General features: G+C 51.5%; 20 protein-coding genes. 3 read left to right on the top strand and 17 right to left on the bottom strand.

Translation table 11 applies throughout. From position 1 onward, the window contains the following. Positions 1–210 precede the first annotated feature (210 nt). From AC27IB_RS11775 to AC27IB_RS11695, 17 genes are all read right to left on the bottom strand, one after another. Entirely contained in the window at positions 211–5,274 is a 5,064-nt protein-coding gene (locus AC27IB_RS11775; RefSeq protein WP_487121045.1) for a DUF6701 domain-containing protein, read from the bottom strand. Between the two features lie 13 nt (positions 5,275–5,287). Beyond that, on the bottom strand, positions 5,288–5,719 hold the full coding sequence (locus tag AC27IB_RS11770) for a type II secretory pathway component (RefSeq protein WP_487121043.1): 432 nt from the start codon (positions 5,717–5,719) through the stop codon (positions 5,288–5,290). Next, positions 5,703–6,563: a PulJ/GspJ family protein gene (locus AC27IB_RS11765; protein ID WP_487121041.1), complete on the bottom strand. Its 861-nt coding sequence runs from the start codon at positions 6,561–6,563 to the stop codon at positions 5,703–5,705. The genes AC27IB_RS11770 and AC27IB_RS11765 overlap by 17 nt, the downstream gene beginning before the upstream one ends. Beyond that, on the bottom strand, positions 6,560–7,126 hold the full coding sequence (locus tag AC27IB_RS11760; RefSeq protein WP_487121039.1) for a type IV pilus modification PilV family protein: 567 nt from the start codon (positions 7,124–7,126) through the stop codon (positions 6,560–6,562). Before AC27IB_RS11760 ends, AC27IB_RS11765 begins: the two co-directional genes overlap by 4 nt. Further along, the gene (locus tag AC27IB_RS11755; protein ID WP_487121037.1) at positions 7,116–7,661 is read right to left on the bottom strand and encodes a prepilin-type N-terminal cleavage/methylation domain-containing protein; all 546 of its coding nucleotides are present in this window, start codon (positions 7,659–7,661) and stop codon (positions 7,116–7,118) included. The genes AC27IB_RS11760 and AC27IB_RS11755 overlap by 11 nt, the downstream gene beginning before the upstream one ends. 20 nt (positions 7,662–7,681) lie before the next feature. Continuing rightward, positions 7,682–8,206, bottom strand: a complete 525-nt coding sequence (locus AC27IB_RS11750) for a prepilin-type N-terminal cleavage/methylation domain-containing protein (protein ID WP_487121035.1) — start codon at positions 8,204–8,206, stop codon at positions 7,682–7,684. Positions 8,207–8,274: 68 nt separating this feature from the next. Further along, positions 8,275–8,919, bottom strand: coding sequence for a pilus assembly FimT family protein (locus tag AC27IB_RS11745; RefSeq protein WP_296046916.1), 645 nt, complete (start codon positions 8,917–8,919; stop codon positions 8,275–8,277). A 33-nt stretch (positions 8,920–8,952) separates the two neighbouring features. Continuing rightward, positions 8,953–9,468, bottom strand: a complete 516-nt coding sequence (locus tag AC27IB_RS11740; protein ID WP_296046914.1) for a hypothetical protein — start codon at positions 9,466–9,468, stop codon at positions 8,953–8,955. 2 nt (positions 9,469–9,470) lie between these two features. Then, positions 9,471–10,694 carry a type II secretion system F family protein gene (locus AC27IB_RS11735; protein WP_296046912.1) on the bottom strand — a complete coding sequence of 408 codons (1,224 nt, stop codon included), beginning with the start codon at positions 10,692–10,694 and terminating at the stop codon, positions 9,471–9,473. Continuing rightward, positions 10,687–12,483, bottom strand: a complete 1,797-nt coding sequence (locus AC27IB_RS11730; RefSeq protein WP_296046910.1) for a GspE/PulE family protein — start codon at positions 12,481–12,483, stop codon at positions 10,687–10,689. The genes AC27IB_RS11735 and AC27IB_RS11730 overlap by 8 nt, the downstream gene beginning before the upstream one ends. After that, positions 12,480–13,586: a tetratricopeptide repeat protein gene (locus AC27IB_RS11725; RefSeq protein ID WP_487121032.1), complete on the bottom strand. Its 1,107-nt coding sequence runs from the start codon at positions 13,584–13,586 to the stop codon at positions 12,480–12,482. Before AC27IB_RS11725 ends, AC27IB_RS11730 begins: the two co-directional genes overlap by 4 nt. Further along, complete coding sequence (locus AC27IB_RS11720) at positions 13,583–14,506, bottom strand: ExeA family protein (RefSeq protein WP_296046906.1); 924 nt, start codon at positions 14,504–14,506, stop codon at positions 13,583–13,585. The genes AC27IB_RS11725 and AC27IB_RS11720 overlap by 4 nt, the downstream gene beginning before the upstream one ends. Before the next feature lie 2 nt (positions 14,507–14,508). Then, positions 14,509–16,212, bottom strand: a complete 1,704-nt coding sequence (gene mshL, locus AC27IB_RS11715) for a pilus (MSHA type) biogenesis protein MshL (protein WP_296046905.1) — start codon at positions 16,210–16,212, stop codon at positions 14,509–14,511. Beyond that, complete coding sequence (locus tag AC27IB_RS11710) at positions 16,193–16,549, bottom strand: hypothetical protein (RefSeq protein WP_296046903.1); 357 nt, start codon at positions 16,547–16,549, stop codon at positions 16,193–16,195. The genes mshL and AC27IB_RS11710 overlap by 20 nt, the downstream gene beginning before the upstream one ends. Further along, positions 16,539–17,186, bottom strand: coding sequence for a hypothetical protein (locus AC27IB_RS11705; RefSeq protein WP_296046901.1), 648 nt, complete (start codon positions 17,184–17,186; stop codon positions 16,539–16,541). Before AC27IB_RS11705 ends, AC27IB_RS11710 begins: the two co-directional genes overlap by 11 nt. Continuing rightward, entirely contained in the window at positions 17,183–17,794 is a 612-nt protein-coding gene (locus AC27IB_RS11700) for a hypothetical protein (protein WP_296046899.1), read from the bottom strand. The genes AC27IB_RS11705 and AC27IB_RS11700 overlap by 4 nt, the downstream gene beginning before the upstream one ends. Continuing rightward, positions 17,791–18,741 carry a type IV pilus biogenesis protein PilM gene (locus AC27IB_RS11695; RefSeq protein WP_487121029.1) on the bottom strand — a complete coding sequence of 317 codons (951 nt, stop codon included), beginning with the start codon at positions 18,739–18,741 and terminating at the stop codon, positions 17,791–17,793. The genes AC27IB_RS11700 and AC27IB_RS11695 overlap by 4 nt, the downstream gene beginning before the upstream one ends. A 153-nt stretch (positions 18,742–18,894) precedes the next feature. On the opposite strand from AC27IB_RS11695, the gene AC27IB_RS11690 reads away from it, so the two are divergent. From AC27IB_RS11690 to AC27IB_RS11680, 3 genes are read left to right on the top strand one after another with little or no spacing between them, the layout of a single operon-like run. Beyond that, the gene (locus tag AC27IB_RS11690; RefSeq protein ID WP_296046895.1) at positions 18,895–19,485 is read left to right on the top strand and encodes a sugar O-acetyltransferase; all 591 of its coding nucleotides are present in this window, start codon (positions 18,895–18,897) and stop codon (positions 19,483–19,485) included. 59 nt (positions 19,486–19,544) lie between these two features. Beyond that, on the top strand, positions 19,545–21,260 hold the full coding sequence (locus AC27IB_RS11685; protein ID WP_487121027.1) for an Lcl C-terminal domain-containing protein: 1,716 nt from the start codon (positions 19,545–19,547) through the stop codon (positions 21,258–21,260). Positions 21,261–21,262: 2 nt separating this feature from the next. Then, entirely contained in the window at positions 21,263–21,775 is a 513-nt protein-coding gene (locus AC27IB_RS11680; RefSeq protein ID WP_487121025.1) for an Lcl C-terminal domain-containing protein, read from the top strand. Positions 21,776–21,781 lie beyond the last annotated feature (6 nt).

The raw sequence follows: 21,781 nt of genomic DNA, 5'->3' as shown, positions 1-21,781 counted from the left end.
CTGGACGTGATTTAACAACTATCCGCACACTTTAACAATGGGGGCTATTTTGAGCAAGTAAACTCCCTGACTAAACCGAAAAAAACCAGCCATTGCCCTGATTTGCCTGTCGGTTCGACCATCGGACTTGCCGAGTGTTCAACTATTATACACGCTTTAACCAGTCACCAGGTATTCATGCCTATACCCGGTTGCTTCAGCAGGCTTGCGCTAATAGCCTTCACGAATGTGTATGGTGCGGTCATTGCCCCGGTAAATGCCAAAAAAGGCTTCACCGGAAGGTTTATCATCGGCATCAATATCACCGTCGCCGTCCCAGTCAATATTGAGATACTGCGCCCAGTTTGCGCCCGTTGCTGCGGGCTCCAGTGTTAATTTCACTGCACCACGTACAGCGGCGCCATTGTGCATAGCCGGGCCCAGATTAATCATTGAATCGGGGCTCTTACCAGCGGAGACCACGCCACTACTGCTGATAGCCGGTAAGTAGCCGGTAATATCCTGCTCATCGCTCCCCTGTGAGGCGCTGGCCAGCGACACCTGACCGCTGCTTTGCGAGAAACTTAGCGACGTACAGCTGTCCTGCACATTCATCATCCAGTTACCACTATCGTAATACTCGGTCACCAGCGGGGCTGTGAGGGTTTCGGTTTCCGGTCCAAAGGTGTTCTCTATTCGCAGCCGACCATAGCGAAGGTCGGTGCCCTGAATTGAGCCAAAGCTGAATGCTTCACAGCTGCCAGGATAAGCCGTTTGGTAGCACACCCCATCAGTATCAGTAAAGAAAGCCGCAGCAAAGGTCATCGTTGCATCGGCAGTAAATGGCGAACCATTACCCGCCCCCGGCGTTGGGGTGGCAATTTTGCTATAACTGACCTGAGTATTGAGCAGGGTAATTTTACCTTCTCCGTCGTAATCGGCACTGTCACTGATCACCGGCGTATCCCCTGCATTGAGGATATTCAGTGTGCCGGTATAGGCAGAATTATCGGTAAAGCTAATGGCATTGAGTCCACTGCTGCCCGGCGAAAGCTGCCACAGGCTGGCTGAATAATTACGGGTCACCTGGCCCTTGGCATTGTAAGCCGTTACCGATAATTCAGGTTCACTGCCGGTCACGAAGTCAAAAGGCTGGCCAATATAGGTAAACTGACTGTTGCACTGGTTGTCAAATTGCGGAGTCGTGGATGCACTCACATCAAAATAGGCGGGGATAATGCGCCCCGGTCCCACCTGATTAGCACTGATAACATTGCCCAGGTAGTCCGCATCCTGCACGTCCCAGGTAAAATAACCCACCTCACTGATGTAAGCCTGGGTAAAGCCCCAGTTACCACCACTAAATGGGTCAATAGTGACATCAGACCAGGCCTGACCTGACGCACTGGTAACCGATTGCGAGGCAGCAACAAACAATTGTGCTTCAGCGGCACTTACCGAAGTAGGGGCGACTCTGAGCAGGCTCATTTGCATAGCACCAGGTTCATAGCCCGGCAGCACACCGTTGCTGGCCCCTCTGGCTGACATGCTAAGGGTAAACTCCGCGCCCGCTGTTTGTGGATAGGCCGCGGTTGCCCCCAGGGTAATACTGGCCGGGATACTGTCAAACAGGGCATCACCAGAATCAATGGTAACTCCGCTGACAGTGGTGCTGGCTGCCAGCGCAACCCGACCGGCATCCGCGTAACTGAAACCACTCAGACTGGTTTCACCATTGGCATCAAAATTCAAGGTGATGCTGGCCGTGTTCTGTCCGATTCCTGAACCACTAACCGGCACGCCGGCTAACGGCACTGAGCACTGATCCGGTGAATAACCGGTGTTACCGTCGATGCAATCATAACTGAGAGATACAGACTGATTACCGGTTAGTAGCGCCTGACATACCCCGGCATTATCGCGCACGGCTCTCAGCCCAATGCGGCCCAGATCTGACTCGGCAATAATATCCGGCAGTACCGAAGAGTACGGCGCTGCGGTGTCGTAAAACTCAAACCCTGCGTTCACAAAATCAATATTACAATCCGTTGTACACTCGGCTGGAGATTGCGGGGCGGAGTCGGTATTTGCCGCGGTCACTGAAAGCGGGAACGTGCCCGCCACAGACTGTTCTAAAGTGGTTGTCATTGAGCCGGAAAAAGTCACCGGCATCGACACCGACCAGTCACCATTGGGTAAATTCACACTTACCGGCTCGGTCACTAACTCCGAACAACTGACATTGGCGCAGGCCTTAATGGTAACTGTGGCCGCACTGCAGGTAAGAGTTTGATCAGGGTGAGTGATTTCATAATGATGCACGCTTACGCAGTCTACCGTGCTGTTTAAATCTGCCCGGATGGCTTCTCTGGACTGTTCGTAATCGTACAGTCTGAAATCATCAATCTGACCATTGGCCGAGTTGGCCGTCATTTCATAAACAAAATAATTGGCTGAGCTATCGCCGATTTTAACCGACGAGAGATTGCCCAGTTCAGAGCTACTGAATGCCCAGTTGCCGTACATGTAAACGCGACTGCCATTGACGTACAAATTAACGTCTTCAGAGGCGACGTCCCAGCTTAACGCTATATGTACCCATTCGTTAGCGGAATAACCCAGCGATTGCGACTTAACCTGCATGTCACCATCGTTATTATCTTCCATGCCAAAAGCCAGCTCACCGTTATTGGTTAACGACATAAAAAAGTATTTGTCGACGCTAGCATTATTGGCTCCGCCGCGACTTGCATCAAACAGCATGCGCTGACCACCGCCTATCCAGGCACTGTTGCTGCGATACCAGAACGAGACCGTGCCCCGCGGACCGATAGTGTTCAGGTCAAGATTTGAATTCACTTCGTCCAGCTGGTTATAACTGTTATTGTAAGGCACATCCAAAGCCCGGCATGAAATGTCATTAGCCGGTAACTCGGGCGTTACCAGACCTATCGGCGTACCATTGTTCCCTTCAGCGGAGGAATCAATGACCGACCCAGCACCATCCCACGAGGCTTCCTCAAACTGATAATGTAACTTTGCCACTGCACCGGTGCAGTTAGTACAGGTGTAGTCTGAGGCGGTATACAACCCTTGCACGTCAGAGGTAGAAAGCTCGCCGTTGTAAATTCGCACATCATCAATGTCGCCCAGCATATGAAAAGTTAGCTCATTGCTGGGAGAGGTATTATTGCTGGAACTGGAGGCGCTGGCACCAAGGATGATAGGTTCGCGGTTATTGTCTAACGTCAGGCCATTCACCGCATAAGCACCAAGATAGACGCCATCCAGGTAAGCCTTGAGCCCCGCTGAACTCCAGGTGTAAACCAGGTGATACCAGCGCTCACGCTCTTCGACTTCCGGCAACGAAAACACATTATAGGTGGTGGACTGGGTTTCATGTTTAAACAGGAACCGGCCCTCCTGATTCACATATATCGTCAGTTGCCCGCCATAATCAAGGCCGGCAGAATCCTTGGAAAACAAGGCCTGATAAGACTCGCCGTTACTATCCCGGTTATGGTCCAGGTTGGCCACTTTAAACCAGAGGGAAATAGAACCACTGCTTAATTCGTAGCTGCTATGATGAGGGATATTAATATGGTCGTTATAGCCATCGAAACCGACCGCCTGACAAAAACGCCCGTAATTTTCGGCCTGGGCGCCATCGACGGCCTTACCATTAATGCCGCCTACTACATCAACTACCTCGCCTGACGACCCGTTCAGGCTGCACACATCCATATTCCAGTGAGAAAGCAGCGTGGCGTTTGAACTACAACTGGTGCAGTTAGCTTCTGATTCAGCAAATAAGAGCGCCACTTGCTCTTCCGAAAGCTGCGAGTTGTACAGGCGCACGTCATCCATGCGACCCTGATAATAATCACCAATATCGCTGTAGGCAGAATTATTCACGTCATGCCGATTGGCATTGGCCGCAATTACCGTGGTGCGATTGTTATTCTGCCAGCCTGAGGTATAACTGCTATTCGAGCCTACCAGCACCTTATCCACATAAACCTGCATGCCGGCCGCACCCACGCTGTAAACCACATGGTGCCACTGCCCTTCGGTAATAACCAGCGTAGAGTTGATCTGATAGGTAGTGGAGCCAGACTCCTGACTGACTTTTATCGCCCCGGCCGAGGTTACCCAGATGCTGAACTGACCGCTGTAATTGTTCAGGCTATCCTTCGACAGCAGCGCCATGCCTCCCGCCTGACTGTTATTAAAGAATGCCAGATTATCGGTTTTCATCCAAAACGACACCGTGCCGGCACTGACCTGGTAGCGACTGTTGTGGGGTAAACGGATGTGATCGCCATCCCCTCTGAAATAAGCCGCCTGACAGAGCTTGCCATTGCTATCAATACTCGGGTCCTCAAAAGATTGCCCGTTAACACCGGCAATGGCATCCACCACTTCGCCACTGGCGCCGGTTAAGGCACAGGCATTCATGGTCCAACGGGCGGTAGCCGTGGGCAGAAAAGCAGCCTGAGTACACAGGTTGTCGGCGGCAAAGGTCGACACCCCACTCTGATCGTAGGTAATTTTTGCGCGATCCTGCATAATCACAATCAGCGCATTGACCGCGCCAGTATGCTGAACATCAGTGTTATAACTGGCACTGGTAGCGGCATAAAAATACCCTTTGACCTGCGAGTACTGACCAAAAGTAATATTACCTTCGGAATACATCAGTAACTGATCCGCGTTACCATTGGTATTAACCTGATTGCTGATATTCGTTGAAAAGTCCCGGGTGTAAATAACCACCTTAGCGCCGCTGGCCACCTGAAGCTGAGCATTCTGACCAAGGTTAAGCGTTTCTATCCAGTACACTCCGCTTTGCAGCGTTAACACAGCATTAAAATTGACTGATAGTGATTTGATCTTAAACGTATTATTGCTGGATACAGCAGTAAGATTAGAGCCGTTACCCAGCGTCACATTACGGTAATCACCGGCACTCAGGGTCGCTGAAGTATTATCCTGGATATAACGGTCGGTACCCGATGGCGAATACTGATAAGCCGATATGGCCATCCCGGCAGCGTTGCTTCCTGTTAGCTGACAAGCCACCGTATCACAGCTGCTGCCACCGCTGTTATCGACCATGCTGGCAAAACTGATTTGCCCGTCACTGCCGACCAGCGATGTTTGTGGTTGAAACTGAATATACCCGGAAGAGGAATAGGAGCCGGCCGGATCAGGAAAAACACTGGAGCAGGTAGCTGCCGCTGCCAACATGGCAGGTAGCCATAACAGTAAAATACAACACCGTAATACAGTCACTGCTTACCCTTAACTAACGCTCTTCGAACGCATCAAGCTCGAAAGTGCGGCTGGCCCAAATATCGTTTGCCCGGCAAATGCCGGTGCTCTCAAAGCGATAATAATTATAATCGACATTTTGTTTCACCACCTGAGTGGTTGTGCAGGTTGCCTGATAACTGCAGTTTTCCAATCCGGAGCCCGTGCTGAAAGCGGCACTGCTGGTTATCGTTGCACTGCAGGTTGCCACCGGGCTGTTTAACGGAAAGGTAGTGCTCAACAAGCGTTGCACTCCACTTTGCGCCGCCATTTTTGCCCGCGCCCCTAACACTTCATAGACGACCGATTGATTAGTTGACGATAGCAGATTAACCATAGTGATGCCCAGAAAGGCGAGTATGATTATTATGAACAACGTCATCACCAACATACTCCCGCGCTGGCGTTTGTCAGGGAATATTATCAATGTGGATCTCCTGCTGGTAAGCAATCTGTTCATTATTGTCGATAAAGCGCAGGCGAATTTCGGCTATCGAATTACTCTGCAGACTGGTAGAAATAATCCGGAACGGGTCGTCTTCCTGCGGATTATTCACCGGATCAGCCGACAATACATTGGCCACATGCTCGGCGATAACCGGCAAACCGGGGAAAGCCCCTAACTGATTCACCAGTAAATCATTTTCATAGCGGATCAGGCGATTCTGATACACACAGTAACTCACGGCCCGGTCGATCAGATAAACCCGGGACGCAGGTGATTCCTGCGCCAGTAATCCGGTTACTTCAAGTTGTACAATGTTATCGCTGTCATCAAGGGTGGTACAGTCGCCGTCACCATCGTCGCTGCAGCCACTGACAGTAACGCGATGACCGTTGTCCGGATCATAAACATCCTCACTGCGCGTTGGGTAAACTACGGCGTAATTATTCCCCGAAGGCAGAATATAGGGTACGTTGTTAATATCATGCAAAGCGACAACATCAATTTCATAGGAGGGATCATTACGTTTCGGTAAATCGATATAAACCGTTGCCCAGTTAATCGGCACAAACTCCATGCAATGATAATTGCTATTGCCAGTAATTCGCACACTGTTTGGCACGGCATTGCGCAACTCTCGCTTTAGCCGCTCGATAGCAAAACGACTTTCAGAGAGCAGTTGCTCACGGGTGCTAACATCAATATAGGTTTGCATGGAGCCGCGCACAAAACTGGCAATACCAGCACTGGCCACACCGAGTATAACTATAACGGTAACCAGTTCAATGAGAGTGAACCCGCGGTTGCGCTGCATTGTGCTGCTCATACGTTCCACCGGTAACTGCTGAAGGTGATAGCTTCACCGCCAGGCGTAGTAACGGTAATGACAATCCGCTTTACATTGCCGATAACCGTGCCGCTACCACCGACGTCGTCATTAACGCCGTCTTCGTTATCATCATAGTAAACCTGAACGGCTACAGAAAAACCGGTATACAGACTTTCGCCATTGTAGAGCACGGGTAATCCCTGCGCCGATAAAATGGTCGCGCCGGACTCATTTAAGCCATGATAATCATCGATGTCATCAAAGCGTACCCTATCTTCACCAGGATCCGGCCCGAGGCTGCCCGATGGCGTGCAGGAAGCTGATTCATTGCATCGCTTACCACTATTACTGTTGGCTAGGCTATCATCAAACGCCCGGGCATTAATTTCGCTCATCAGCGACTGCGCTAACTCGCTGGCCCGTACCTGCCAGATGGGCTCCACACTAAGGCGCGACTGCGGGCCAATCAACCCTATGATCACCATCATAATGATAGAAAAGACGGTAATGCCGATAATCAGCTCAATCAGGGTGAACCCTTTTGCGGCGCTAGCAGGCATGGATGTAGCCCTCGCTTTCGATACAGACATCCACACTGGACTCACCGGTGATAGTCACCCTGCATGGCGAGCCCGTTCCACAGTTGGCAGCATTGTTCAGCGGCCTGCCCAGGGCATCAAAACCAATATAACTGAAGTTTATCAGCGCGCCATCGACACTGGATAAGCTCAGTCCTTCATCGGTAAGCTCGGTGCCCACAGTGGCTAAAAACGCCGGCGCATCGCTGGCAATTCCAGTACCACAGGTAGCGCTGCCATTACCTGGCGCATAGTTAAGTGCAGGGGGGCCGTAGGCGCTGCTGGCACCGTACTGAAAATTCAATCGGAAACAAAAACCACTGCGGGTATCCTGCATGGCTCTGATTTGCATATTACGAAGGGCGGACACGAGGCGGTCCTGATAGGCGTATTCGACGTAGCCCTGACGGCTTTGAAGTCGGGTGCCAGCCACAACGGCCAGCACGCCGATTAAGGTAATGACTGTGATTAACTCAACAAGACTGAAGCCATTTCTCTTTAGCTTTTCTCGTTGCATAGGTGCAGTCTGTAAAAGCTTTAGCAACCTTCACTTTGAACAATTACTGTAGGAGCAGCTCCCTCAGTACTGGGTTCAGTGTAAATTACCTGACACTGTTGAGCAGCTGTAGCTGAATAGGCGGTGCCGCTTGGAGTAATCGCAACTGAGCCTGCAGCCGGTGAGTCGGCGGTTAAAAGCCAATCAGTTGAGGTTCCTGTGGTAGCGATATTTAGCTCTGCCCATGCCGTCAACGATGCTACTGTCATTGTGTCGGCATCCGGGTAACCAAAGGTAGTAGTTACACTTTGACCGTTAATTGATACGGATGGCGTAGTCGCAGGTGAAGCGCTAGCATCGTATTCAGTCTTTTGCTGACCTGCAATAGCCGATTTGGCATAGACAAGCTGTGAACCGCCTTGTAACGCAGCTTTCACGCCTTCGAGGGTTGATGTACGTGCATCGCCCTGGAAGTCAATAAAACGCGGTGCGGCGGTTACGGCCAGAATGCCTAAAATCACGATCACGATGATCAGTTCAATTAATGTAAAACCACGCTGTTGCATGTTAATTCCCCTCAAAACAAGTTTTTCTATTATTCACTATTTTTCAACTGAGTACAGCGAATACTGTACTAATTAGACGAATTGTTAGTATTGTTACTAAAGACTACCACCTGACCAATTCTGGGATCGTATATAAATCCATCCCCAACAGTGTCATCGGTTGGTGCATTCTGTAAATTCCGTACGGATTTACTTAAATAATAAAAGCACAGGTCATTGCCGCCCGAGCCTGTTCCATTACTGAAGTTAGTAAAATAACGGAAACTGTCAAATGGCCGGTTTGCCCAGTTAGACGTAATGGTGGGCGCACTCTGCATGATCAGATTAAAAATACTCTCACAATCCAGCGCCGACATGGCATCGTCTTCGGTGCTGTTATCGTTATTTACCTGCCCGGTGGGATAGCCGGTATTTCGGTCTACACCCACAATAATACCGTCGATAGTAACAAACGACAGATTCGCGCCCTGATTATCACGCGGGCGGGCTTCCAGTTCCCATTCGGCCCTTACCAGGCCAACCCCGGTTGCAAAGCCACCGGAGACAGCTTCGATAGTGGCATCTTCAGCCTGTTCAGTCACATCCAGGAAGCGCGGAATCGCCACTGCCGCCAGTAACCCCAGCAAGACCACTACTATAGTGAGCTCAATGAGGGTAAAACCGTTTGCACCAGCAGCTCGTAAGCCTGCACTGCGTCGTTTACAATTTGTCATAGATAACTCCTGAACTCCCAATTTAGTCACGAACTAGTCATTCCCTGATTGTTGAACAATACCGGTATAAATACTGTAGTCGAAATAGGGCCCGGTACTCACCCGGTAGCGACACCGTGCATTCGGCGTTTGCTCCCCTTCATTGTCACTGGCGTAGTAATCGCCCAGCACACGAAATCCTTCAACCCGGGTCGAAGTATTCAATAACTGCTCCCAGAGCTGCAAACAACTCTCTGAACTTGGCTCAACTTTGGGCCAGCCAAAATGAGCCATTCTTACCGGCCGGCGTCCGACTTCCTTACCTTCATTGTCGTAGTGCACCAGCATAATCATTTCCGGCCGACCTTCTGCCTGCCACTGCCAGTGGGCATTGGTGGCGCTGGTGGCGAACTGACGAGCATAGCCTTGCATAATTTCCGCTTCCACATCCGGTTCACTGTCGTACACATAAACAATCGCCGTCGCCATCAAAATAGTGAAAACGATGATCACCGCCAGATTCACCAGTACCCGGTTAAGGTTATGTTCGGCAACCTCTTTAGACTTCACCCCTACTGCCCCTTAATCGCGCTCATCATGTCCCACATCGGGGTAAAGATACCCAACGCCAGAACCAGAACCATACCCGCAACGATGCCAATCAACACCGGTTCTATTTTGGCCGTCAGACTGTTCAGGTCATAATCGACTTCACGCTCGTAGAAATCGGCCACTTCGGCCAGCAACTCATCTACCCGGCCGGTTTCTTCACCCACATTGACCATTTGTAACACCATGGGCGTGAACAGGCCGCTTGCCTGAGTAACCCTGGACAGGTTTTCCCCCCTCTCGATACTCTGGCGCATGTCGATTATTTTGGTTTCCATAAACCGATTGCCGACGGCCTCAGCCACCAGGTTCAGCGCGGTGGTAAGCGGCAGGCCGGCCTGCAGCATCATCGAAAAACTACGACAAAAACGCGCCAGTAATGAGCGTTCAACCACTTTACCGATAATCGGTAATTTCAGTTTTTTACGGCTCCAGGTCAGGTTTCCATCCGGCGTTTGTAAGTAGTTACGTACACCAAGAACTATAGCAATTAAGGCACCAATTAATATGTACCACTGATTTATAAAAAAGTCCGACATCCCCAGCAGGAACCGGGTCATTACCGGTAACTCCGCACCGAACTTATTAAACATATCGGCAAACTTCGGGATAACAAAAATATTCATAATGACGAGTGCAGCCACCAGGGCGAACACCACAAAAATGGGATAGCGGGTTGCCGCTTTAATCTGGCGGCGGGTTTCCTGCTCACGTTCAAGGTAACCGGCTAACTGCAAAAATGCCTCATCCAAACGACCGGTATTCTCACCCACGTGCACCACGCTAACGTATAACCGGTCGAAGATTTCGCTGTGCTGGTGCATGGCTGAAGACAGTGTACGCCCTCTTTCCAGCAGGCTGATGATATCGGTCAGGGCTATTTTAAGGCGCAACGACGATGACGATTCGGCCAGGCTGCTTACTGCGCGTAAAATGGGGATGCCAGCATGGGTCAGGGAATACATCTGACGGGACAGGATCACTAACTCATCGAGGCTTACCTTGGGCGTGAGGAAATTAACTTTTACCTCACTCTGGGCTGAGCCACCTGCCACCGCATCAATCGAAATAGGCGTGATACTGCGTGCCAGCAGCATCTTAGCGGCCGCATTAGCATCGAGCGCATCGAGCATGCCACTTTTCATTTCACCATTAGGCTCACGGCCGGTATAGCTGAACCTAGGCATCCGGTAAATCCTCCAGACTCAGGCCTGCGCTACCACGGTTATTATTGCCATTATCGGTGGTTTCGTGTTGCTCATCCTGCTCCCTGCCACCCGGCAATTCCGCCACCATTTCCACCAGCTTCAGCACTTCTTCCACGGTGGTCTGCCCCATCTTGGCGTAGGTAAGGGCAACATGAGAAAGCGGTTTATAGCCCGGACTGCGTAAAGCATGCTCGCCAAACGCCACGGTATCAGCGGCTTTCAGCGCATTCATCATGGGGTCGGTCAGTTCCAGCAATTCAAACACACCCATCCGGCCACGGTAACCGGTATGGTTGCATTTCTGACAGCCTTTACCACGCTTAAAAGTTACCGCGTCGAGGTTACTATCAATATGACCGAGCCAGAACAGTTCGTCATGAGAAGGTTTATGCTCCACCTCACAATTATCGCAAATTCGTCGCACCAGACGCTGGGCAATAATGCCCCGTAATGAGCTGGCCACCAGGTAACCGGCCGCGCCCATATCGAGCAGTCGTATCGCGCTTGAAACCGCATCGTTAGTGTGCAGCGTAGATAACACCAGGTGACCGGTTAATGCACCGCGCAATCCAATTTCCACGGTTTCCTGGTCCCGCATCTCACCGACCATGATAATGTCGGGGTCCTGACGTAGTGTGGTGCGCAGTACGCTGGAAAAATTGAGTCCGATGCGGCTGTTAACCTGCACCTGATTAATTCTTGGCAAACGGTATTCCACCGGGTCTTCAACGGTAATGATTTTACGTTGCGGCTGGTTTAATTCGCTCAGGGCACCATACAGTGTGGTGGTTTTACCCGAGCCGGTTGGGCCGGTAACCAGAATCATCCCGTGGGGCCGTTTCAGCAAAATACGTAAACGGTCGAGCAACGGTTTGGGCATGCCGGTTTCATCCAGGGTTAACACCCCGGCAGACTGATCGAGCAAGCGCATTACCACGGCTTCGCCAGTTTGCACCGGCATAGTCGATAACCGCACATCCACCCGGTGGCCTTTTACCCTGACCTGGGTCCGGCCGTCCTGTGGCAATCGTTTCTCTGAAATATCCAGACCAGCCATCAGCTTGAGGCGCAGTACCAGTGCCGCCGCAATATTGTTTTCCGGGATCACGGTTTCCTGTAATACGCCGTCTACCCGCTGCCGGATCCGTAACTGTTGTTCGTCCGGCTCAATATGAATATCCGATGCCTTGGCCTGTACCGCGTCTTCAAAGATAGACTGCAGCAAGCGGGCAACTGCCGTATCCTGTTCATCATCAAGTCCGGCGGTGAGCTCAAATTCCTGCTCATCGCGGTACTCGTTGGCCAGCTGCTGTGCAAAGGAGGCAATTTCGTCAGTTCGCCGGTAAAAGCTGTCGTAGGCACCAAACAACTGTTGCTCACTGACCACCGCCACTTCAACAGGCTTGGGCAGAATTTCACTGAGGTTATCCACGGCCGTCAAATCGGCAGGATCGCTCATTCCCACCAGCAACTTATCGCCCCGGTCTTCCAGCACTAAAGCCCGGTAACGCCGGGCCTGGACTTCAGGCAGCAGTTTTACGGCGGCAGGGTTTACATTGAAATGGTCAATGTCGATCAGCGGCACATTCAAGTGAGTAGAGAGCAGTTCCAGCAATTGTTTTTCAGTCACCAGCTCCATGGCAATTAGGGTGGCGCCAAGTTTGCGCCCGGTCTGACGCTGTTCGGCCAGCGCCGACATTAATTGCGGCTCATCTATCAGGCCCTGCTGTACCAGCAGGTCACCCAGTCTGACCTTCACCCCACTCATGATGAAACTCCTGTCAGATTAGTTAAACGCTGGCGAATGAATTGCTCAATGCCGTCTTCAAGCTGTCGCAATGACAGCGCCTCGCGATAACTGTTAAGCGCCAGCGCAGTATAGCCTTGCTTATCGGCTACCACGGCTTGTCCAAGCCACCATTTGGCCGTCTGACTATCGAGCTGAACCAGTTGAGCGTAATCTTGCAGGGCATCGTCCAGCAGGGATAATTTTTGTGCCAGGGATGCCCGGTACCCTAACAGCTCAATGGAAGGCTGCGCATAGTCGCTCACATCCTGCAGGGTGTAATAAGCCAGTTTGGTTTCATTTTGCTGCACCAGCAAGCGGGCGTACATTAAACGTACGCTGCTGTCGGTTGGCATATCAGCAACGGTTTTTTGCAATAACTGCTGAGCGTCAGTTGTTCGCCCGGCACTGAAGTACAGGGCGGCCAGACGTTTACGGGCGGCGATGTTATCTGGCTGCTGACGAATAAGCGTACGTAACAGCTGGACCGCCCTGGGAGTATCGTTTTGCGCCAACGCCTGGCGAATCTGCGCTTTAAGGGCCTCTTCGGGATTCGCTGAGCTGGGTTTTATTATCGGCTCAGCAGGCAATTTTTCGCGCCTGGCAGGCGCTGTTAGGGAGGACTCCGTACTGTTGCTCAGACTATCTATTGCGCCATTGTCGCCCCCCCCTTGTAGTTCGTTGGGCTGAGGCTTAGCCATTACCGTTGCCTCAGCAACTGCCTGTACAACGGGCTCTTCAGAGACGTCCATCGAGCCCGCGGGATTCAGAGGCTTATTCGCTGGCGCGGTGTTAGCCTGCACCGGCGCTTCTGATGCGGGCTCTTCAGGTACCACCGCCTGCGCCGCTACGGCTTCCGGAACAACTTGATTAATCGGCCCTACCGATGGACTCTGCGGCACGGCGTTTTGTGTTGCCGGCGGCCAGAAATACACAGCGCTGACGGCCACTGTGCCTACCAATAAAATAAGGCTAATGCGTAACATGGACGTCGACTTCTTCGCAGGCGGCTGATAGTTAGCCGGCGTAGCCTGACTGGCATCCCGGTCTTCTAAGTCTTTCAGCATCTTATTGACTACACTCACAGTGCCGCCCTCATTTTCCAAATTCCTGCAATCATCGCAATCACTATCACCGCGGCTACCAACAACAGCCCTTTATTCTGTGGGCTCTGCCACCACTTACTGCTAACCGTTCGAGCCGCTTCGGTATCTGCTGAAGCGGCGGCAATATGCTCAGGTTCAACCGCGGATTTCCCTTCCCCATAAGCCAGCATCAGCGCTTTATGAGCCAGTACATTCACCACTCTGGGGGTACCGGAACTGGCCCGGTAAAGTAACTCACAGCATGGTCGGTTGAACAAATCCGTGCCATGGTAACCCGCCACATTGACCCGGTGCCTGACATACTGATACACCTGGTCCGGGTCCATCAGTGTCAGACCATAACTAAAGGTGATCCGCTGCCGTAACTGCCGTAGCTCCGGTAGCGCCAGCTTTTCATCCAGTTCAGGCTGACCAAATAACACCACCTGGAGTAATTTACGCGACTCCGTTTCAAGGTTGGTCATTAACCGCAGTGCTTCAATGCTCTCAGTGGGCAACGCCTGCGCTTCATCAATAATCAGCACCGCACTTTTTTGTTGCTGATGAATAGCAATCAATCGTTCCTGAATCTTTTGCGTAAACTCCTGCTGGTCGCAGTCAATGCCGAGTTCGACACCGAGTTCATTGGCTACTGCACGGCGCAATTCCGTGGGCGACAACATAGGGTTTGGCACATAGGCTGCAACAAAATAGTCCGGTAACTCATTGAGCAACTTGCGACATATCAGCGTTTTACCGGTGCCGACTTCGCCGGTTACCTTAATAAAGCCCTCGCCGGTTTTCAGTGCCGTAAGCAGCACCTGCATAGCCTCATTATGACTGGGCAAACCGAAGAAATAGCTGGTATTCGGGGTTAGCGTAAATGGCAGTTCTCGGATACCAAAGTGATACAAGTACATGATTATTCTACGTACAACCAGTCGGCCATTTTTTCACGGCTTAATTCAATTTGCTCTGCCCAGGTACCGGAACCGATCACCGTGGGCTTCAACAGAATAATTAACTCTTTCTTGGTTTCACGCTGGCTCTTATTGGTAAACAGCTCGCCAAGCAGCGGAATGTCGCCCAGTAAAGGGGTTTTCGATTCCGAGTCGGTAAGGCTGGTTTGCATCAGACCGCCAATCACAACAATTTCTCCCGACGCGGCTTTGATAATGGTATCCGACTCGCGGATAGTGCTCTGCGCCAGTGGCAAAACAATTTGCTCCTGATTCAGGCTAACCACTTTTTCCTGTTCCTGGGTTTCAATAACCGACGGGTGAACGTGCAACAGCACCGACCCGTTTTCGTCGATTTGTGGTGTTACATCCAACGCTATACCGGAGAAAAACGGTGTGAGTTCAATATTCGGCACCACCGACGTGGTGGTAGAGGTAATGGTATTCTGACTGGAAACATCGGTAACGAAGTACTCGTCGTCGCCCACTTTTATTACCGCTTTCTGGTTATTAATAGCCGTTACTCTGGGGCTGGAAAGTACCTGTACGTTACCCTGGGTAGAGAGTAAGGAAATCACCCCGGAAAAATCCTGATTCAGAAACGATAAGCTGGTTACAGCGCCCAGCGAGGCTGAAATTTCGTTGCCTATACTGGCGGCGGTATTGCTGAACGTAAAACCGGTACTGCCGACATTCGCCACAACTTCAGACCAATTGATCCCCTGTTGATAGCCATCGTCCAGCGCCACTTCGAGAATTCGGGCTTCGAGTATCACCTGACGTTGCAGGCTGGCTTCTGAAGTTTTCAGGAAACGCTTAATGTCGCGGATTTCATCGGGCATTGCGCGAATGGTGACCAAACCGGCCTGGGGCGTAACAAATACTGCACGGCCGCCTTCAGTGCCAATCATCGACTCCAGGGACGCTTTAAGATCGGTCCAGAAATCGGTTTCAGTGCGGGTCGAAATAGACGTGCCGTTAACGTTGTTACCAAACTGGTTACCCAGATTGTTACTATTGGCAGAGTTGCCACTGAAGTTATTGAAGTTACTATTGGAATTACCGCTGCCGTTATTATCTGCCTGGGACACACCGCCTGAGATGATACTGGTTTGAGTGGAGCCGTCCCGCTTCATTAACAGGTAATTGACCGACAGTGTTTCAGTTCGCATGCCTGCTGGCAATACGCGAAATACGTTACTTTTACGGCTGATGTCAAACCCATACAGATCGCCCAACAGTTCCATCACCTGTTCCATGGAGACCTGTTTTAAACTCAGAGAAATCTCGCCACTAACGTCCGGATGAATTGCCACACTGTACGGGGTATCGGCCACCAGCCCGGTAAAAAACGCTTTCACGCTGACACCATCGGCTTCAATATCGTACTTTTCGGGGCCGAATAATGACGGACGTTCGCCGCTTGCTTCCACATCACCCAATAAATTGCTCACGCTGTCCGGCACGTCCTGTAGGGAGTCAGGGGCAGCTTTTTTATTTTTTTGGGCGGCTTGTTCGTGGGCAATTTGCTCAGCCAGTTGCTGCTTCAGCGATTGTTCCACCACGGATTTTTCAGGTGACGACTGACAGCCCGCCAGTGCCATAGCCAGAGCGATGTATATCAAACGTTTATTCATGCTACCCATTTTAATAATTCTCTGCTGCATTGGTTTTCACGTTGCCCCGTTGGCTGACCCATAAAGTCATTGTTTTCCAAACCCCGTTGTCGTCATGCGCTATGACCACACTGCGTGGATTGATTTGTTTTACCACTGCACCCTGTATAGTCTGACCGGCTTTTACTGCCTTGCCATTAATTACCGCAGTCCGGCTGGCGCCAAGTTGTAACACCGCCTCAAGTTGCAGGTCTACGGCAGCCGCCGCGACAGCCGCGCTGGACCGGGTTACTGTTCGCGCCGGGCGCGTGGGATCCTCAAGTACCTGTGCATTGGCTACGCCCATCAGCATGGAGATCAGCAGTAATTGGTAGATTTTATTCAACACCTATAAACGCCTTCTCAGTACTCAGAGTATAAACCTCCAGGGTGACCTCAGCGGTGGGGTATTCGGTTACCTGATAAGCCATAGACCGCCAGTAAAGTTTATTCGACAGCTGCTCCAGGCGGGCCAGGAAATCCCGTACCGCAAAATAGCGCCCCTCAAAGGTCAGGGTGACACCATGTTGATACAGAGGCACGTCTTGCATGGCCGGATTATCAGCAAAGATATTTTCCGGACTGATAGATGCCATTTCGATTAGCTTTAATCCATCCGCCTTTGAAAACACCTGTTCGATGAGCGCTGGCATCTGGCGAGGCAGAATCAAATCAGCCAGTTGCGCGGCAAAGCTTTCCTGCAAACGCACCATGCGCTTGTCTACCTGAGCTATTTGCTGCTTCAGGCTGGCGTTCGGATCCTCGGCGAGGGCTTGTTCGTAAACTACACTGAGTTCTTTTAGGGTAGTTACTTCGTTGTTGGCAATCTCTATACTGCTGTTGGTTTTGCCGTTGTCCTTGATGTCTGGCTCTATCAGTAAGAAAATCAGAACAGCCAGAATCACCACCATTCCCGAGGCAAATATTAAGACTTTTTCGCGCTGACTCAGCGCCGCAAATTTTTCTTCGTACTGGTCAAAAGTCACCGCTGACCACCTTGCTGCATAGTTTCGGGCACCCGCGCCATATTTAATTCAAAGCGCAATTGTTCATCTTCCCGGTACAAACGGGTAGAGTCGAAAGTGCGGCCAGAAAACGAGGTGGTTTGCCCCAGACGCTGGAGCCATTTAGGCATCGCCTGGGGAGTGCTAAGCTGACCTTGTAACAGCATCATATGCTCGCTGACTTCAATGGTATCAAGCCAGATATCCTGACTGTCTTTCTGAGCCAGGCTGTCCAGCATGCCGGCAAAGCCCTGCTGTTTTATCTGTTCTCTTTGGCTTAATTCTCGAACCAGTAATTCACGATTTGCCAGTTCCTGCTGACGCTGTTCCAGCGTGCGGGTCAGACCTGCATCGGGCTTCCGCTGCTCCAGCGTAGTTTTTAAATTATTAACGTTAACCGACAATTGCTGCTGCTGATCCTGTATGGCCGCCAGTTCAGTTCGCTTGGTTGCGCCATACCAGGCCACGCCTGCCCACACTAATAACAACACTGTAAGGGTTGCCCCCCATGCCAGCAACACGCTGGTTAACGAGAGCAAGTCGAGGCGCGGCGCGAACTCGCCTGAGTAGAAGTTAATTCTGTTCTTCATGCCGCCGCCTCAGTTTTTGTCGACGGCTCAGAGGAAGTCCCCATTGCAGCGCCTAAACTGGTGTAATTAACCCGTGTAACCGACATTCCCGGCTCGGCCGGCGTCACAGCGGGGATGAGGTCGCTGACACTGGCACTGACGACCTGCTCTATCTGGCTGGCCAGCGCATCACGGTGAGGCGTATCGAGTCGCATCATAATTTGCCGGACCGGCGCCTGACGCAACTGACTTTCATAGAAATCCATTGAGCGCTGAATCTGCACGCTTAACGACTCGCCGATCCCCATTTTAAGCTCGTCCTCGGAGAAACTGCCAAGATTTTCAAAGCCTTTGAGACGACGACTAAAATATAGCTGGCCGTCTTTAATAATATTCAGGCAAATTTCTTCGCCAGCTTCCTGCACCACCGTCAGAATCGGTTCGGGTTGTACCGGCACCAGTTCGCAGCTGGCAAGTTCTTCAACCGTGATGGATTGTAAAATCAGACCGGCGTTAAACACTGCCTCGCTGACGGTTTCTACATCTTCCTTGGGTAAAGCGAACAGATTGATTCTGGCATTGCCCGCCAACGGGACCGGTAAATCAGTGTAATCGATAGCCATGTCTTTATCGCTGCCGGTTAATTCTTTTACCGACCAGGATAACGCAGCCGTTATTTCATCAGCCTCAACCGAAGGCCGGTCAATCTGTAAAATCTGATACCAGTGAATCGAAAACGCAACATAAGCCGGCGTGCCGGTCAGGCCGTGTTTATCGACCCATTTGGAGAGGTGGACACCCCAATGAGAAAAGCTGACCGTTTCCTCAAATGCCAGGGTAATTTCGCCGTTTTGCTTTTTGAGCGCGCAAAAGGTTACCGAATCCAGTGACACTGCAATACCGATTGCGTGATAACCAGATTTTTTTTGGAATTTTTGTTTAAGGAAAGAACGCCAACCAATGCGCATATATTTTTATAACTTCGTATAATTATTAGCTAAATTACAACAGAGTTTAGCTCAAAGTACCAGTGTCGGGTACCACACTTTTGTAGAACAATGTACCAAATGACCGCTACCCCCTATAATTCCAACTTAACTCTCTGACATCAAGGCGTATTTTTGACCCATAAAGCAGATAATAGCGCACCCGGCAATACTCTGAGCAATATGCTCAGCGGTGCACGCTACCCTCCGGCTGCTGCGCCGTTTACACAGGCGAGGCTGATGGCCCGGCAATGGTGCCAGCAGTTCAATCAGCTTGCCGATACTCAGCAAAGGCAAACCATGCTGACAGCACAACTCAATTGCCCGGCCTCCGTGCAGGTTGAGTCAACCTTTCGTATCGAATACGGCCTGCATTGCACCCTTGGCAAAGGCAGTTTTATTAACCATAACGCCACTTTGCTCGATGTTTGTCAGATAAAAATAGGCAATCAGGTACTTATCGGCCCAAACTGTATTATCTCAAGCGCTGTGGGCAGAACCTGTCTGGCCCCGGAAAACTATCCGGCTGAGGAATCCGGCCTGCCTGTTGTGATTGGCCACCGTGTATGGATTGGCGCTAACAGTATTGTGTGTGCGGGAGTCACTATTGGTGACAACGCGGTCATTGGTGCCAACAGCGTGGTAACCAGCAGTATTCCCGCCAATGCCGTAGCCTTCGGTGTTCCCGCTGTTGTACAGCGTAAAATCACACAAAATATTCAATAATTGGAGGGGGGCGGCCGATAACCCCAACAGTGTTGTGCCATAAAGAGTGATATCGTCTGATGAAAGGAAATAGTCTGCTTCCCTGCCGTATCCGTCGTTTACTGACAGAGGTCGCCCTGCTGGCGACAGTCCTGTTGCTGAGTGCATGCGGGGGTGGGCTGAGTAAGGATGATACAGACGAGAGTTTTGCCGTAAATGCAGGACGTGACCGTTCCGTGGCAGAACAGACCGATGTCAGCTTATCAGCCCAGGTATCTTTCCCTACCGGCGCAGTCGTTTACAGCTGGTCGTCAACGCCAGAACTGACCATCACTCATGATGATACCAGTCTCGCTACAGCCAGTCTTACCACCCCGGCAGTGACCGCCGATACACAATATGTGGTAACAGTTAGCGCTACCGACACTGCGGGCCAGGCAGCGAATGACAGCTTCACCTTAACTGTCAAACCGGAAAACCTGCCTCCCACAGCGATTGTTACCGTTGACAGCTGGGCTGATCTGCCGGTTGGCACCTATCCTGCCGGCGTGTCACTGACTTTTGATGGTCGTAACAGTACCGATAGCGATAGCACAAGCAGTGAGGAAATTAGTGCCTGGACCTGGCTACAAACCGCTGGGGAAGACGTGCTAACCGGGATTGAAACCGACCAGTCAACCCTGGTGATCGATACGCCAGTCTCAGACGCACAGCAAACATTAACGTTTTCCCTGACGGTAGTGGATGATGAGGGGGCTGAGGATACCACGAGCCACTCCATCACCGTATTATCAGCCGCTGACACACCACCGGAAGTCAACGCCGGTATTGACCAGGCGTTGTTTGGCGGTGAACGAATCGTGCTTGCAGGCACTGCCACCAGCACAGTACCGACGGCCTTACCCATTGCCACTCTGTGGACTTACAGCGGTGACGCAGCGCCGCAGATCGTTAATCCGAACAACGCCGACACCTACGCAGTTGCGCCACTGGTAAACAGCCCAACAACACTGGATTTTTACCTTACCGGTGAAGACACCTTTGGCAATGAAGTGACCGATCACCTGCGGGTGCTGGTTCGCCCCTTCCCGGTTCGGGTCCTTAACGATACCGGCATGACTCAGCAAGCCACCAATACCACTTTGTCTGCCACGCAGCAAAATGCATTTCCCGGTCAGGACGGTCAGCGCGGAGCGGATGCCCTGGCCGACAATAACGTGCTTGAAAAGGCCGGCCGCGGCGAAAATGGTTTCGACTTTACCAAGCTCAATGCCAATGGTGACGAAGAAGATGTGGATGCATCACAGTTCAGCTGCGTGCGGGATAACGTGACCGGCCTGGTGTGGGAAGTCAAAACCACAGATGGTGGTCTGCGCGATCTGGATCACCGTTTTAGCTGGTATGCCGAAGAAAATAACGGCGGTGCCGCCGGAAACCTCAATGGAACCAGTACCAGTTGTACCCTGGCGAATTGTAATACCAGCGCTTACATTGAGGCGGTTAACAGTGCCGGATTATGTGGTTTTTATGACTGGCGCCTGCCGAATCATCAGGAATTAATGTCGCTGGTCCATTTTGGCCGCACGGCCCTGCCGCGCATTGATACCCGGTATTTCCCCAACACCGGCGCCGACAGCGCCGCTACGCTCTGGTACTGGACCGCCCAGCCAAGCGCTGATGGCGTTAGCAATGATGCCGCGCAGAACGCCTGGGCAATCGACTTTATCAGTGGTGTGGATAATTTTCTCAATAAGTCAGATGCGGTCAGTATCCGACTGGTCAGAGCGGGACGATAATAATGAAACGCTTAATCACAGTATGCTTTAGCCTCATGGCCATGGCCCAGGTCAGTGCCCGGGAATGCCTTACCAATGCGGTAGAGACAACACCGGATAACGTTTTCAGCGTGGTAACCGCCGATACGATACTGCACATACCCACCGGGTTAATCTGGCAACGTTGCGCAGTAGGACAAACCTGGAGCAATGACACCTGCACCGGCGATGCTGAACAGCTTACCTGGCAACAGGCGTTGCTTTATGCCCGCGACTACGACGCCGAGTTACTGGAGGGCTGGCGCATGCCAAATGTCAAAGAGCTGGCCTCCCTGACCGAACGCAACTGTGTCAGGCCTTCCGTTAACAGCACATTTTTCCCGGCGACACCACAGGATAGTTTTTGGACATCAACACCCAGCCTGAATGATGCGGAACGGGTCTGGACCGTTGCTTTCTTCAATGCCAGCTATTCCATTAAAGAAAAGCAACGGGCAGTTTACCTTCGTCTGGTGCGCACCAATCTGCCGGATTAAGTGTGC

The sequence above is a fragment of the Alteromonas sp. 4NH20-0104 genome, assembly GCF_057547795.1.
The sequence above is the reverse complement of the archived record's forward strand: the minus strand, read 5'-3'. Positions and strand labels throughout refer to the sequence as shown.